This window comes from Bradyrhizobium sp. LB14.3, assembly GCF_040547985.1.
In the GTDB taxonomy this organism is placed as follows: domain Bacteria; phylum Pseudomonadota; class Alphaproteobacteria; order Rhizobiales; family Xanthobacteraceae; genus Bradyrhizobium.
The window spans coordinates 343,493-358,494 of record NZ_JBEPQT010000002.1; the positions used below are offsets into that span (position 1 = coordinate 343,493).

The 15,002-nt window shown below is 63.5% G+C and carries 15 protein-coding genes and 1 pseudogene; 3 read left to right on the plus strand and 13 right to left on the minus strand.

All coding sequences use genetic code 11. From position 1 onward, the window contains the following. Positions 1 to 138 precede the first annotated feature (138 nt). Positions 139 to 891, plus strand: a complete 753-nt coding sequence (locus ABIB00_RS05340) for a Crp/Fnr family transcriptional regulator (protein ID WP_247346329.1) — start codon at positions 139 to 141, stop codon at positions 889 to 891. Here the strand turns inward: ABIB00_RS05340 and ABIB00_RS05345 are convergent. Continuing rightward, the gene (locus ABIB00_RS05345) at positions 870 to 1,607 is read right to left on the minus strand and encodes a Crp/Fnr family transcriptional regulator (protein ID WP_247346327.1); all 738 of its coding nucleotides are present in this window, start codon (positions 1,605 to 1,607) and stop codon (positions 870 to 872) included. The two genes, ABIB00_RS05340 and ABIB00_RS05345, sit on opposite strands and share 22 nt — an antisense overlap. A 480-nt stretch (positions 1,608 to 2,087) precedes the next feature. On the opposite strand from ABIB00_RS05345, the gene ABIB00_RS05350 reads away from it, so the two are divergent. Then, entirely contained in the window at positions 2,088 to 2,339 is a 252-nt protein-coding gene (locus ABIB00_RS05350) for a Crp/Fnr family transcriptional regulator (RefSeq protein ID WP_247346325.1), read from the plus strand. 42 nt (positions 2,340 to 2,381) lie between these two features. Here the strand turns inward: ABIB00_RS05350 and ABIB00_RS39060 are convergent, their stop codons facing one another. The 4 genes and pseudogenes from ABIB00_RS39060 to ABIB00_RS05370 form a co-directional block, all read right to left on the minus strand. Beyond that, a complete protein-coding gene (locus ABIB00_RS39060) occupies positions 2,382 to 2,546 on the minus strand; it encodes a low affinity iron permease family protein (RefSeq protein WP_247346323.1) in 165 nt (54 codons plus the stop codon). Positions 2,547 to 2,641: 95 nt separating this feature from the next. After that, on the minus strand, positions 2,642 to 3,409 hold the full coding sequence (locus ABIB00_RS05360; RefSeq protein WP_354103631.1) for a LysR substrate-binding domain-containing protein: 768 nt from the start codon (positions 3,407 to 3,409) through the stop codon (positions 2,642 to 2,644). 201 nt (positions 3,410 to 3,610) lie between these two features. Further along, positions 3,611 to 4,132, minus strand: a complete 522-nt coding sequence (locus ABIB00_RS05365; protein ID WP_354103632.1) for a hypothetical protein — start codon at positions 4,130 to 4,132, stop codon at positions 3,611 to 3,613. A 64-nt stretch (positions 4,133 to 4,196) separates the two neighbouring features. Continuing rightward, a pseudogene (locus tag ABIB00_RS05370) lies at positions 4,197 to 4,734 on the minus strand (REP-associated tyrosine transposase). A 1,151-nt stretch (positions 4,735 to 5,885) separates the two neighbouring features. Here ABIB00_RS05370 and ABIB00_RS05375 point away from each other — a divergent pair. Next, entirely contained in the window at positions 5,886 to 7,079 is a 1,194-nt protein-coding gene (locus ABIB00_RS05375; RefSeq protein ID WP_354103633.1) for a hypothetical protein, read from the plus strand. On the opposite strand, the gene gmk is transcribed toward ABIB00_RS05375, so the two are convergent. The 8 genes from gmk to ABIB00_RS05415 form a co-directional block, all read right to left on the minus strand. Then, positions 7,012 to 7,671, minus strand: coding sequence for a guanylate kinase (gmk, locus tag ABIB00_RS05380; RefSeq protein ID WP_247346312.1), 660 nt, complete (start codon positions 7,669 to 7,671; stop codon positions 7,012 to 7,014). The genes ABIB00_RS05375 and gmk overlap by 68 nt on opposite strands. Before the next feature lie 3 nt (positions 7,672 to 7,674). After that, entirely contained in the window at positions 7,675 to 8,562 is an 888-nt protein-coding gene (locus ABIB00_RS05385) for a YicC/YloC family endoribonuclease (RefSeq protein WP_354103634.1), read from the minus strand. 117 nt (positions 8,563 to 8,679) lie between these two features. After that, entirely contained in the window at positions 8,680 to 9,954 is a 1,275-nt protein-coding gene (gene mltG, locus ABIB00_RS05390; RefSeq protein ID WP_354103635.1) for an endolytic transglycosylase MltG, read from the minus strand. Between the two features lie 125 nt (positions 9,955 to 10,079). Then, positions 10,080 to 11,345: a beta-ketoacyl-ACP synthase II gene (gene fabF, locus ABIB00_RS05395; protein ID WP_354103636.1), complete on the minus strand. Its 1,266-nt coding sequence runs from the start codon at positions 11,343 to 11,345 to the stop codon at positions 10,080 to 10,082. 108 nt (positions 11,346 to 11,453) lie between these two features. Continuing rightward, on the minus strand, positions 11,454 to 11,693 hold the full coding sequence (locus ABIB00_RS05400; RefSeq protein ID WP_006020277.1) for an acyl carrier protein: 240 nt from the start codon (positions 11,691 to 11,693) through the stop codon (positions 11,454 to 11,456). Between the two features lie 311 nt (positions 11,694 to 12,004). Beyond that, positions 12,005 to 12,742, minus strand: a complete 738-nt coding sequence (gene fabG / locus ABIB00_RS05405) for a 3-oxoacyl-[acyl-carrier-protein] reductase (RefSeq protein WP_247346302.1) — start codon at positions 12,740 to 12,742, stop codon at positions 12,005 to 12,007. Between the two features lie 102 nt (positions 12,743 to 12,844). Continuing rightward, positions 12,845 to 13,804 (minus strand): ACP S-malonyltransferase, encoded by a 960-nt coding sequence (gene fabD / locus ABIB00_RS05410; protein WP_247346300.1) that lies wholly within the window; start codon positions 13,802 to 13,804, stop codon positions 12,845 to 12,847. Between the two features lie 172 nt (positions 13,805 to 13,976). Further along, positions 13,977 to 15,002, minus strand: a complete 1,026-nt coding sequence (locus ABIB00_RS05415) for a fatty acid desaturase family protein (protein WP_247346297.1) — start codon at positions 15,000 to 15,002, stop codon at positions 13,977 to 13,979.

The following is a 15,002-nucleotide window of genomic DNA, read 5'->3' on the forward strand; positions in this document are numbered from 1 at the left end:
ACCGACTTCCGGATTCCGCAAGTGAGAGGCCAACTTTTCAACGCCCGAAAAACGCTTTGTGTGCACTTTGGAACCGTCGGCCTCGTTACGGAAACGTAGGGTTCTGGCTGGTGCCGATTCCCGGCCAGAGCAAGTCATGTGACCGGTTGGCCCCAGAACGATCTTCTCCAGCGGCTCAGTTATCCGGATTTCGAGCTGCTCGCGCCTCACCTCCAGCCGGTCGAACTCGAGGCAAGCCACATCCTGCATCACGCCGGCGACGAGATGACGGCGGTTCATTTTCCTTGCGGCTCCACTCTGGTGTCGTTCGCGGTGCCGGTCGAGGACGATCGCGAGGTCGAAAGCCTGCTGGTGGGGCACGAGGGCGCGGTGGGCATTGCCGCCGGCCGCAGCGCCTCGCTCGCCTATTCGCGCATCGTCGTGAAGCTGGGCGGCACCCTGATGCGGCTGCCGCTGCGCGGGCTCGAGCAGGCCCAGCAGAGGTCGGCCACGCTCCATCAGGTGTTCTCGCGCTATGCCGACTGCCAGTTCGCGCAGCTGCTCCAGACCGCGGCCTGCAACGCCGCCCATTCGATCGAGCAGCGTGCCGCCAAGTGGATCATCTCGGCGCAGGAGCACATCGGCGGCCCCGAGATCCCCCTCACCCACGAGCAGCTCGCCGGCATGCTCGGCGTGTCCCGCAGCTATGCCAGCCGCGTCATCCAGATGTTCAAGGCGAGGCGGATCCTCGCGACCCGCCGTGGCGCCATCCTGATCCTCGACGCGCCGGCGCTCGAAGCCAGAGCCTGCCGTTGCAACGATTGGGTGAAGAAGCATTTCGACGAAGTGCTGGGCGGGCGGCATCTGCCGACGGCTGACACTTTGCGGCCTCACGCTAACGGCGGCGACTGACGCTTGAGGTGCAGATAGATCGGACTGAAGTCTCCGAGCCGCTGCAATTCGCGCCATTTCAGGACGATCAGCTCGCTGTCGCGCAAGTCCACGGTCCCACTCCGCCTGAGGTCGGCGAGCGTCCGGTTCACCGTCGCGATCGCCATGCCCAGCGTCTCGCCGAGCTGCGCCAAGCTGATCGGCAGGCGGCAGCGATTCCCGCGGACGAGCTGCGCGGCGCGGGCGCGGTAGAACAGCTCGCAGAACAGGTGCGCCATGCGCGCCTGCATCGGCCGCGCACTGTTGTTGGTGATGGCCTCGCGAAATATCGAGGCATCGCGCAGCGTTTCGCGCCAGACCGCCAGAGCAAAGGTCGGCCGCCGCCGGAAGGCAGCGAACAATTGGCGATGCGGAATAAAGGCGATCGAGGCTGGCCCCAACGCACTCAAGCCGTGATCCATCTGGTCGATGAACAGACCCTGCGCATCGGGCAGGTCGCCGGCCAGATGGAACGCAAGATATTGCCGCCGCCCGCTGCCGAGCAGATGGTAGCGCGCGATCATGCCTGTGACGACCAGTGCCGAATGTTCGGGCTCATCGCCCTGACGGATGAAATCCTCGTTCGGCGCGACCTCGCGCAGCATGAAGGTGAGCGCGCGGATCTCGGCGATGTCCTCCAGCGCGAGCGCGGTGTGCTCGCACAGGTTCCGGATCAGCACGTCATATGCTTTTTCCATGCACAGGGTCCGCGAAAAAAAGGTGCCCACTGTATCAATTGATACATCTGGCAAGAATCTCGCGGACTAGAACTCGCATCGACGGGACTGGTTGCTAAGTGCGTCGGCAACGGTCTGGATCCTGACTCTCATCAATCCCGAATGCGGAATGGGCCGCCTCCTCTCATGAGTTACACGACCGTACTGGAGCGCATTTGCGGATTGCTCAGCTGGGGCCCAAGCAAAGCTTCGGGCAGGATCAGGGACATCTCGCGGGAGGCCGCGCACGAGGAGCCGAGCCGGCCGATGTCGGACTGGGAATTGGCCCGCGCCATCCGCGAGTTCCGTTCCGCGCCAGCATCGAAGGACGAATGACTGCACCCACGGCCAACACACGCCACGCCAAATTCATCCAGCGGCTCCAGGCGATCGCGGACCTCTCTGACGGCGATCTCGCGGCAGTGGGTCGCGCGTCTCGGCGGGCAGGCGGCGCTCTCAAGGGTGGCGCACCTGATCTGCGAACTGGCGACACGACTGGAGACGGTTGGGCTTGCGGCGGAAGGCTGCTTCCAGATACCGATGACGCAGCGGCACGTTGCCGATGCCAGCGGATTGTCGATCGTCCACGTCAATCGTACCATCCAGGAACTGAGACAGCGCCGATTGATTGCCTGGGAGGGAAGCGAGATCGAGCTGCTGCAACCCGACCAACTCCGCACGCTCGCGGATTTCACGCCGGATTATCTGGCCTGACCGAGGCGGGTGAATGCGCCGCCAGCTGGGGCGCCGCACGCGCTACCCGCTCCGTCGAATCTCCTCCCGCTCCTTCTCGACCCGCTCGGCGTCTTTGTCATCGACCTTCATCAGATCGGCGCGGCCGCTGGCCTTGAGCAGCTCGTCGAGCTTGGCGTGAGTCGCCTGGGTATCGCGGTGCTCGGTCCGCTGGATCACCAGCGTCATGCCCCATGTCGCCAGCGTCGCGAACGAGTGCCATTCAAGCCCGTTGCCCAGCGCGCCCAGGCGACGCGATGTGGCAGAAGCAGAAGAACAATCGGTCAATTTCGTCGATTGGGCGAGGCGTTTCGCTTACCTGCGAGCGGCTTCGCTACCTCTCGAGCGCACTCGACGAGCAGCCGCTGAGCAGGGTTTGGCGTTCTGCCATTAAGCGCAACGATCCCTACCGGCCACATCTGAATAGGCATTTCGACGGGTAAGACCTTCATCGACAGCCGCTTCGCGCTGAAGTGCAACATCGATGCCGGAAGGAAACTCAGGAATCGTTCCGACGAAAGCAACGCCGACTGCATAAGGATCGAATACACGGTTACGCTGGCACGTGGCACCTCCAGTCCGGAGGCGTGAAATGCGCGGGCAATCCAACCGCCCGGAAAACTTTCGCGCGGCGGCAGGCACCAACGCTCGTTGACCAGCTCGTCGAGGCGGATCTTGCGCCGCCGCACCCACGGACTGTGCAAGCCTGCAACAACGACACCGCTTTCGTGCAGCAGCACCTCAACATCGGTATCGGCAGCCGGCGTCGAGCTCGGCAGGCGCCCTATCATGAGGTCGATGTCGTGATTGCGCAGATGGCGATCCTGAAGCTCAGGCGGTTCGCCCTCGATGATGTGAAGCGCGAGCCTCGGGTATTGCCGGGACAGCCGGTCAATAATGGCGGGCAGTAATCCAGCCATGACGGGCTCGGTGCTGCCAATGCGCAATTCACCCATCGCGGGATCAGCGAGCGATTGCAGCTCGTCCACACCGCTCCGCAAATCGTTGCACAACGCAATGCTACGCTTGAGGCCGTAGGATGGGTTGAGCACTTGCGAAACCCATCGCCTAGCGACTGGACACTAGCCTGAAACGCCGCACCAGAACATCGAGGCACGCTCGTCAGCAAGATTGTCGGCAAAGAAGAAGGGTCCAGCCGGGGCGAAGTTGCGACGGTGCGGTCTCGACGCTACGTCACCACGAGCGAGAACGATGGGTTTCGCAAGAGCTCTCCCCATCCTACGACATCTCGCTCAATCTCTGGGGAATAGGCCACCGAACAGTGAATTGCCCGGATGCTGCGCTTTCATGATCTCTTTTTGGAGATCGACAAGTTCAAGAACAAATGCCCTAATCTTGGCAGACAGACCATCAATTTCAGATGAAGAAATCGGTTTGGCTTCGTACGGTATCCCACCGGTGCTGGGCACGGGAGTTCGCAGCATGATGTAAATTTGGTCAGTAATGCTTCTTCCAATCGGATTGTGCAAAAGCTGATTGCGACCCTCGGCAAGGGCCGCATATGTCTTGAGGGCGCGAGTAAGACGGCCCCGCAAATCCTGCGTCATGAAGGGCGAGATCTTGGCGAGCTTCTTTAGAACGGCGCTCTGAGTATTCGTTGATTTGAAAAAACTGAAAACCGTCACAGCGATTGTGTGGTCTGTCTGAGTGAGACTCGCGAAAATCCATGCGAGCGTGGCCTCAGCGTGCGTCCAGTTGTTGGAGCATCGCCCGATGGCAGATGCCATCATAGGATCGTCATCGACGGGATGCATCGTGTTAAGTTCCTGCTATCAGCGATTAGGATGGGTTTTGCTCCGCGATACCCATCACTTGCTTCTATCCTCTTTCACCATAGTCGCGGATGCCCTCGGAATGGTCGCCCGCCCAGTCCACCGGGTAATTGCCAAGTCTCACATGACGATGAAACGAGGACAATGCCCAGTCGCTCACCCGCGTGACGAAACCATGCTTGACCGGGTTGATGTGGACATAGTCGACATGCCGAGCGAAGTCGCCCTCATCCCGAATGGTGTGCTCCCCAATAGCGGCGCTGCCAGATACCGCGCTCACCCTTTGCGGCGCGGCTGGAAGATATCCGCTCGCCGCGCGCGACGCCGCGTGAAAATGCCGATTTGATCAACCGCCAGCGCGTGGCGAAGTTGGCATCGCCTTCGGGCAGTGTCCAGACCGCATGGAGATGATCGGGTAGCACAACGACGGCATCAATCGTGAATGGATGACGCTGGCGCGTTTCGCGAAACGCGGCGCGTAATATCTCGACATGATCCGTCAGCAAGGAAAGCCTCCGCTCCGCCAGATTGACGGTGAAGAAGAAGCTGCCTCCGGGGATAAAGTTGCGACGATAACCCGTCATGATGGAAGGTGATTAGAGGAGGAAAAGATGGATTCGCAAGGGCTCAACCCATCCTACGGGCCTGCCTCCTCGCTGTCATTCCGGAATACGTGTGATCTTGTTCATCGAATCTCGACGAGCGAAGGGTGAAGCACGCATGCCGTAGGATGGGTAGAGCGAAAGCGAAACCCATCATTTCGATCGGCTTTCGGGCGATGGGTTTCGCAAGGGCTCAACCCATCCTACGGACTCACGCACCCCATGGGCGGAGATCGGGGCGCTCCACGCAACCCGTCGGGCAAAACACCCCGTCAAGCCCTCCGCGTAAAAAGATTTCACTTTTCCGAATTTCGGATTTGTGGCATACAGCACTGATCCTGGCCCTGCCAAAGGGGCGCTCGCGATCGTCACGACATGCGGGCCGGGTGGCGGTGGACGCGGCAGCGACGGCGCGGGCAGCGTGATGACAGGGCGGGCAACCGTGAGTCCTCACGCGACGCGGTACGACACGGCGCTGGAGAGCGGGCTTGTCGATTGTCCGGGGTGAGCACACGCAAGCCCCTGACGATCAGGCGGGACCGTCCGCGGACGGAGAAGTCGTGTGGTCCTGACGCCCGGGGTCTGTGCGTCAAGTCCAGCGGTGATGTGGCGGCCCGACCGGGCGCGCGCATCAGTCATCCGCAGGGCGACGGGGGCAATAGTGCATCGCTCCCCGGGGAGAGCACGAAGGACACCGTTAAAACCATCCGCGCAGGGAAGGCCGGGCGATCGGCCCCCCATCGGTCCACCCCGTGTGCACTCTTGTCGCGCACGGACCAACGGGTGCCGCCGGCGCCCGGCCTTCCCTGCGCCCTTTGGCCTCCATTGGGCGATGAACAAAAGCAAGACCCGGGCAAAACCTGCCGCGGGAACGCGCAACCATGCTCCCTTCCCGGCTCTCGCCCCTCGGTGCCTGCAGCGGCTCCGGAACCTTCCGCCGCTCGGACGGCTGCGGCGGAACCGAGACCTTGAGCAAGCAGTCGCAGCGAAAAAGTCTGATTCCGCGGCGGAACGAATGCCGCGCAGGCCCGATTCAAGCCACATCCTCTCCGGATTCGCGGCTCATTGCCACCCAAGTCTTTGACGACAAAGGGAAGGTAACGAGTTGCGTCAGGCGTAATCGGGAGACCAGGATGGGCAACCGCACCGCAAAGTTCATATCCGCCCTCGCGGGCAGCATCATTGCCGGTGCGCCTCTGGCCGCCGTATCGCAGAATGCACCGACGGCACCGAACACGGCAAATGCCGCGAGCGACTGCCTTGCCTCGCCAAAGGGCGCCGCGCCGCAGGGCCAGCATTGGCACTATCGCCTCGAGCGCGGGACCAAGCGGCAGTGCTGGTATCTGCGCGCCGAAGGCGGCAAGGCCACACAAACCGCACGGGTTGCGGCCGATACGCCGACAGCAGATTCAGCCGCGCCGCAGCAACACCCGGTGCAGGATGCGCGCGCCGAATATCTGACGCCGCAGAGCATTGCCGCGCCGAAGACGCCGGCGGCGCCGATGCAACAAGCTGCGAGCCCCTCCGCTGACACCAACGCGCAGCAGCCCGCCGTCGACGCGCGCTGGCCCGATGCCTCCGCGGCGTCCGTCACGCCCGCAGTGCAGCCATCGCCCGCACCTGTCGCGGCTGCCGCGCAGCCGAGCGCGAAGCCGGCGAAATCCCCTGCTCCCATGGCTCTGGCTGCGGCCGACAGCTCCGCCGACAAGCCGACCGGCTCACTCCAGATGCTGCTGCTCGCGATCGGCGGCGCGCTGGCACTTGCCGGCATCCTCGCCAGCATCATCTATCGGTTCGCCGGCGGACGCGGACGCGTCCAGGCCGCCGACCATCGCCGCGTCAACTGGGACAATTTTGAGCCGCACGATCACGACGACGGCCGCGCGCCCTGGCTCAAGGCAGCGCCGGCCGGCGCGCCGCGCGCGCAGCAGCCGCGCCCGGTCGATTTCGATGCCGTGCGTCCGCAGGCCGCGCCGCTCAAGACGGTACAGCTCGCCGCGATCGATCGCGAGATCGATGTGATCCACGCACGAGCACCGCAGGCCCGCGACGAGGCCGCAGCGTTCGACGACGCCGACATGTTCAACGGAGAATTCGAGATCGAGGCCGCAACGCCGCGGCTCGCGGCCAACGACGTCACTGACGAAGAGCCGGCCGTTCGCGATAATGGTGTGCAAATCGAGGACGCTGTCGACGTCGACGTGATCACGGCGATGCTGGAACGGCTGGCGCAGGAAGGGCCGCGGCTGAGGCAGCCAGCTATTTCTCGAGCTGATTACGTAGACCCCGCACGAAGCCTTCAAGTCCGACCTGGCGTTCGCGCTTAAGCTGCTCGGCGCGAAGGATCGAACGCACAGCCTCGAATGCGAGGCCAATGTTGTCGTTGACAACGATATAGTCGTAAGCGTCGAAGTGGCTCATTTCGTCGCCCGCTTTTTTCATGCGGCCGCGGATGACCTCATCTGAATCCTGCGCACGCGTATGTAGGCGCTGCTCAAGTGCAGCAACCGACGGCGGAAGGATAAAAACGCTAACGACATCCTTTCCTGAACGATCGCGGAGTTGCTGGGTCCCTTGCCAATCGATGTCAAACAACACATCGTTCCCAGACGCTAGCGCAGCATCGACCGGACCTCGCGGTGTGCCATAACGATTCCCGAAGACGTGAGCCGATTCCAGTAGCTCACCAGCCTGCACCATCGTTTCGAAGCGTTTTTGATCGACGAAGAAATAGTCCTTCCCATCGACCTCGCCCGGCCGCATCGGCCGTGTTGTTGCGGACACCGACATCTGGAGACCTGGAGTCTCCGCAATCAGCATGCGCGACAGCGTCGTCTTGCCCGCGCCCGACGGCGAGGACAGCACGAACATCAATCCACGCCGCTCGACACCGTCAGTTCCGTGACCGCCAATCGTCATCGATCACTCCAGATTCTGGACCTGCTCGCGAAACTGCTCGACCACGTTCTTCATGGCGAGCCCCGTATTGGTCAGTTCGATGTCGTTCGACTTCGAGCAGCAGGTGTTGACCTCGCGGTGAAACTCCTGCGCCAGGAAGTCGAGCTTGCGCCCCACCGGGCCGCCCTTGCCGATCAGCTCGCGCGCCTGCGCGATGTGCGAGGCGATGCGGTCGAGCTCCTCGCGGATGTCGGCCCTGGTCGCGATCAGGATCGCCTCCTGCATCAGGCGGTCGGAATCGAAACGGTCTGAAGTGTCGAGCAGCGTCGCGATCTGCTCGGCGAGCCTGGCCTTGATCGCCTCGGGCTTGCGACCGGGCGCAGCCTCGGCTTTTTTCGCAAGCTGCTCGACCTCGTCCACCCGCTGGATCAGGATCTGCCCCAGCGAAGTCCCCTCGCGCTTGCGCATCTCGACGAGTTCGGTGAGCGCCTTGTCGAAGGCGTCGGCGGCCGCGGCGCGCGCGGCCTTGTCCTCCTCCTCGTCGCCCTCGGGCTCGGCGACCTCAATGACACCCTTGATGGACAAAAGCCCGTCGACGCTTGGTGCGACTGCATCGACCTTGCCGGCGATCACGGCGGCGGCCTTCAGGACGGCGTTCAGCACGTCGTCGTTGACGCGGACCGTGGTGGCGGCATTGGCGCGCTTGACGGTCAGATTGGCGTAGACGGTGCCGCGCGAGAGCAGCTCGGCGGCGCGTTTCTTGGCGTGGGCCTCCAGCTCGTCAAACCCCTGCGGCAGCCGCACGCGCAGGTCAAAGCCCTTGGCGTTGACCGACTTCAATTCCCATTCGAACGTATACGGCCCGCTCGCGCCGTGGCTTCGGGCAAAGCCGGTCATGGACGACAACGCCATCAGGTCAATTTCTCCAGAAGCACGGGATTCGCGGGGCCATCAAGCCACGCGAATCTTAAGACTATTTTGCAGGAAAGTGGAATGCGCAAAGTCCCGTGGGCAGGTCTGCGCGCAGACCTAGCGCTGGACCACCGGGGGCGAGGGCTGCACCGCGCCTTGCCGGGCCGGCGCCGGACCTGCGGGGCGAGCGGCCGGCGGCTTTTTCTGCTGGTTGGGGCGGGCCGGCGTGGTCGCCGTCGGCGTATCGGCGGCGCCGGGCGCGGCGGCGGCCGGCGGCTGCGCGTCCTCGGCCGGCTCGACCGTGTCGTTCTGGATTTGCTTTTCCATCGCACGCAGCTTGGCGACGTTCTTCTGATGCGCGTCGTAAGTCTCGGTGAACGCATGGCCGCCGGTCCCGTCGGCGACGAAATAGAGGTCGCGGGTGCGGGCCGGGTTGGCGGCGGCCTCGAGCGAGGCCCGGCCGGGATTGGAGATCGGCCCCGGCGGCAGGCCCTCGATCACATAGGTGTTGTAGGGCGAGGGCTGCGTGATCTCGCTGCGCTTGATCGGACGGCCGAGCGTGCCCTTGCCGCCGACGAGGCCATAGATGATCGTGGGATCGGACTGCAGCTTGATCCGCTGCTTCAGGCGGTTGACGAACACCGCGGCGACGCGGCTGCGCTCGTCGGGCTTGCCGGTTTCCTTTTCGACGATCGAGGCCAGCGTCACCAGTTGCTCCGGACTCTTGACCGGAATGTCCTGATTGCGGCGCTCCCAGATCTCGGTCAGCACGCGCTTGTGCGCCTGCTGCATGCGCTGGACCACCTGATCACGTGGCGTCCCGCGCGGGAATTTGTAGGTCTCGGGCAACAGCGTGCCTTCGCGCGGCAGCTCACGCACGCTGCCGGTGAAGATGTCGTTGTCGGACAGCCGCGCCACGATCTGCTCGGAGGTCAGGCCCTCCGGTACCGTCACGGCATGCTGCACCACCTTGCCCTCGACGATGGTGGCGACGACGTCGCGCAAGGACGCGTTTTTCTGGAACGAATACTCACCGGGCTTGAGGTCAGAACTCGCCTTCAGCGCAGCGACACTCGCGATGAATACCCACGGATTGACGTCGGTGACGCCTTCCCGGTTCAACGTCTCGGCGATGTCGCGCTTGCCGGCGCGCTGCGGGATGTTGACGATCTTGTCGTCCTTCAGCGGTCCCGGCGCCTCGAGCACCTGCCGGCCGTAATAGTACACGCCGCCCGCGCCGATCATCGCGATCAGCAGCAGGGTGATGATGGCGTTGCCGACGATCACGAAGGGATTGCGCGCACGGTCCGATCGCTTCGGCGGCGGCGGGACCTGCTCGGGCTCAAGCGCTGCCCGCGGACTCCGGGGCGAAATGGGCGGCCTTTCACTCATCGAAGCAACCTGAATCCTGCCGGTTCAAATGCGGCCTGACAATCGCTTGTCCGGCCAAGTACACGCGCCCACTTGTATGACTATCGCCGAATACGGCAAATCGGTGGATTCGTCGAAAACACAAACTAGTGGACCGGACGCCGAAAGATTACCGACGCGTTGGTACCGCCAAAACCGAAAGAATTCGACAACGCGACGTTGACCTCGCGCTTCTTCGACTTATGCGGCACGAGATCAATCGCAGTCTCGACCGACGGATTGTCCAGATTGATGGTCGGCGGCACGACATTATCGCGAATCGCGAGAATGGCGAAGATCGCCTCGATCGCGCCGGCTGCACCGAGAAGATGGCCGGTCGACGATTTGGTCGAGGACATCGCGACCTTGGAGGCGGCGTTGCCGAGCAGGCGCTCCACCGCACCGAGCTCGATCTCGTCGCCGAGCGGTGTCGAGGTGCCGTGCGCGTTGATGTAATCGAGATCGGACGGCGTGAGGCCGGCGCGCTTGAGCGCTGCCGCCATGCTGCGGAAGCCGCCATCGCCATCGGGCGATGGCGAGGTGATATGATAGGCATCGCCGGAGAGACCGTAGCCGACCACCTCGGCATAGATCTTCGCGCCGCGGCGCCGGGCGTGCTCGAGCTCTTCCAGGACCAGGACGCCGGCACCCTCGCCCATCACAAAGCCGTCGCGGTCCTTGTCATAGGGACGCGAGGCCTTCTCGGGCGTCTCGTTGAAGCCGGTGGAGAGCGCACGCGCGGCGTTGAAGCCGGCAATGCCGATGCGGCCGATCGGCGATTCGGCACCGCCGGCGACCATGACGTCGGCATCGCCGAGCGCAATCAGGCGGGCGGCATCGCCGACCGCATGTGCACCGGTCGAGCAGGCCGTGACCACCGAGTGGTTCGGCCCCTTCAGCCCGTGCTTGATCGAGACATAGCCGGAGGCGAGATTGATCAGGCGGCCCGGAATGAAGAACGGCGACACCCGGCGCGGCCCGCGTTCCTTCAGGAGGATCGCGGTGTCCGCGATGCCGTTGAGGCCGCCGATGCCGGAACCGATCATTGTGCCGGTCGCGCATTTGTCCTCTTCGGTCGCGGGATGCCAATTGGCATCGTCGAGCGCCTGGCCGGCCGCGGCCATGCCGAAGATGATGAAGTCGTCGACCTTGCGCTGGTCCTTCGGCTCCATCCAGATATCGGGATCGAAAGTGTCGTTCGTCCCGTCGCCGCGCACGACGGTGCAGGCGTATTTGGTCTGAAGATCGGAGACATCGAAGCTCTCGATCCTGCGTGCGCCGCTTTCGCCGTTGAGGATGCGCTTCCAGGTCGGCTCGACACCGCAGCCGAGTGGCGAAACCATGCCAAGACCCGTGACGACAACCCGCCTCATATCCGAAAACTCCGCATCGAAACATTCACGGCCAATAACAAGAAACCGGCTGACCGCTGTTGGGCGGCCCGTCCGGTTTCAATGTTTTCCCCGCGAAAATGAAGAGCCTTAGCTCTTCGCGTTCTTCTCGAGAAACTTCGTGGCGTCGCCGACGGTGAGAATCGTCTCCGCGGCGTCGTCCGGAATCTCGCAGCCGAATTCTTCTTCGAATGCCATCACCAGCTCGACGGTGTCCAGACTGTCGGCGCCGAGGTCGTCGATGAAGCTCGCAGCGTCGACAACCTTCTCGGGTTCAACACCAAGGTGTTCGACCACGATCTTCTTAACCCGCTCGCCAATCTCACTCATTGCATAACCTCGTGTTGTTCCCTGTAGACCCGACCCCCCGGGACGATACGAGCCGTCGTGGTCGTTGACTGCCTTCGCTTACAAACTTTGATTTGGCCCCATCCTAACCGATGCAGGCCCGGCGAATGACGGCCAAGGCTCCGCATCGCCAATATACAGGGTTTCAAAAACCTGCAATGGCGTTCTTTGCCCATCCGTTGAAGGTCCGGTTATCATACTTCAATTGCCTTGACTACAAGCCTCATTTCGCTCCGGAAACGGCCGTTTGCCGTATCCGGCGCCGCCTGAGGGGGGCGGTACGGCATCAGGCGTCAGATCATGGCCATGCCGCCGTTGACGTGGATGGTTTGGCCGGTGACGTAGGCCGCTTCGTTCGAACTCAGGTAGACGGCAGCCGCCGCGATGTCCTCTGGCGTCCCCAGGCGATTGGCCGGAACCTTGGTCAGAATCGTTTCGCGCTGCTTGTCGTTGAGCGCATCGGTCATCGGCGTCTTGATGAAGCCGGGCGCAATGCAGTTCGCAGTGACGCCGCGTTTGGCGTATTCCGCACCCAACGTCTTGATCATGCCGATCAGGCCCGCCTTCGACGCGGTATAATTGCCCTGCCCCGGATTGCCGGTGACGCCGACCACCGAGGTGATGGCGATGATGCGGCCGAAGCGCTTGCGCATCATCAATTTCGTGGCGGCGCGGGCAAGCCGGAAGGTCGAGGTCAAATTGATGTTGATGACCTCCTCCCAGTCCTCGTCACGGAGCTGCACGAAGAGATTGTCGCGGGTGATGCCGGCATTGGCGACGAGGATGTCGACCTGTCCCATTGCCGCTTCCGCCGCGGGCACCAGCGCCTCGACCTCGTCGGCCTTGGAGAGATTGCAGGGCAGCACATGGGTGCGCTCGCCGAGCTTGCCGGCAAGCTCATCCAGCGCTTCCTTGCGCGTCCCTGATATCGCGACGGTGGCGCCCTGCGCGTGCAGCGCCTGTGCGATCGCACCGCCGATGCCGCCGGTTGCGCCGGTGACGAGCGCCTTTTTGCCAGTCAGATCGAACATCGATAACTCCTCCAAAGCACGATCCGGAAAAGTGCGCAGCGGTTTTCCGAAAAGATCGAGCGTAAACTAAAGAACGCAAGCGCGACCAGGAATCATCGCGCTTCAGGCCTGCTTCGAAGCGGCCAATGCATCCCTGGCGGCAGCAATGTCGTTGGGCCCGCTGACCGCAACGCCGACCGCACCGTCAGCAATACGCTTGACGAGGCCGGTCAGCACCTTGCCGGCGCCGATCTCGAAGAAACAGTTGACGCCCTGCCCTGCCATATAGGCAACCGACTCGCGCCAGCGCACGGTGCCGGTGACCTGCTCGACAAGGCGGCGTCGGATCTCATCAGGGTCGGTAATCGCGCTCGCCAGCACGTTCGACACCAGCGCCGCCGCCGGCGCCTTGATCGTGACCGTGGCCAGCGCCGCCGCCATCGCCTCCGCAGCCGGCTGCATCAGCGTGCAATGGAACGGCGCCGACACTGGCAGCAACATCGCGCGCTTGGCGCCCTTGGTTTTGGCGATCTCGACGGCGCGATCGACCGCGGCCTTGTCTCCGGAGACGACCACTTGTCCGCCGCCATTGTCGTTCGCAGCCTGGCAGACCTGCCCCTGCGCCGCCTCCTTGGCGACCTCCAGGGCGGCCTCGTAGTCGAGGCCAAGCAGAGCGGCCATCGCGCCGGCGCCAACCGGCACGGCTTTTTGCATTGCGAGACCGCGGGTGCGAAGCAGCCGCGCGGTGTCGGAAATCGTCAGGCTGCCGGCCGCAGCGAGCGCTGAATATTCACCGAGGGAATGGCCGGCGACGAAGGCAGCATCCCGCCCCACGGAAAACCCGGCTTCGACCTCCAGCACGCGCAGAGTGGCGATGGACACAGCCATCAGGGCCGGCTGGGCGTTTTGGGTGAGCTGGAGGGTTTCGGCCGGACCATCCCAGATGATTGCCGTCAGCTTCTCTCCCAGCGCGGCATCGACCTCGTCGAACACGGCGCGTGCCACCGGAAAGGCGTCAGCCAGAGCCTTGCCCATACCGACCGCCTGGGAACCCTGCCCCGGAAATGTGAATGCTGCCGTCATCGGCGCTCCCCTGGATCGCTCGAGCAGTTGTCTTCGAGAACCGGCAGCCGACTACGTCCGGCCCGAGCCTTGGTTCCCGATCATGCCCCAAAGGGGGCCGTAGACACTGTCCGAGGCCGGAATGTCAAGCCAGGGGGAGCATCGGCCGGCATTCAACCGGAGATGCGGGTCCCTAGAATCCGCCGGCGGTCTGGTTGGCGTCGACCTCCGACCCCGCCTGCGCGCGGCGCGCGCTGTTCACCAGTTGACCCGGCCGGTCGTCGCGGTTCGGCTTCGCGGTCGCAAGCCGCAGTACCGCGGCGTAACTCGGTTGCACCTCCATGCGGCCCGCGTGCCGGCTTTCGCTCAGCAGGCGATGAACCTTCGGCAGATTGTAGCAGGGCACGTAGAACAAGAGATGATGTTCGAGATGATAGTTCACGTAGTACGGCGCGATGAACAGGCGCTCGAGAAAATTGGCGTAGGTGGTGCGGGTGTTGCGCAAGGGATCGCTGCTGTCAGGCACGACCGCGTGCTCGGCGATATTGCGGATGCGGGTGATGACCATCATCCAGCTTACGAGCGGCACCAGCCATAGCAGCGGATAGGCCCACCACACGCCGGCCACGGTGAGCGCTGCGAACATCGCGCCATTGACGAGGCATTGCGGGCCGAGCTTCTCCCAAAAATGCGCTGCGCGCTGCCGCAACGGCCAGTCCTTCGGCCCGAGCGCGTTGAGCAGTTGCGCCTTGCGCTGTTGGAAGCCGGTCTGTCCGGTGATGTCGCGAATGAACTTGCGGCGATAGCTCAGCTTCGTGATCGGAAACGGCGCCGACAGCACGAGGTCAGGATCATCCTCCTGCTGGGTACGCGCATGATGCTGAAGGTGATAGCGCCGGTAGCTACGCGTCTCTGCGAACAGAGGATAGGCGCAGAACCACTGGCTCAGGGTCAGATTGGCTTTCTCGTCGGCGGACAGGCAGCCATGTGCGCCGTCATGCATGAGGATCGCGAGCCCGAGTTGGCGCGAGCCGATGATGGCGACGGCGAAGATATAGGTGATCGGATTGGGCCACCACGCGACCAAGGCGATTGCGGCTATGATGAGCGCCCAGGCGTGCGCGATCAGCGCGACGCCTTTCCAGGTCACGCGCTGGCGCACGTCGGCGAGTTGATCGTCGGTCAGGAAATCGCGGGCACGCATGCGAAGCGCGGTCAT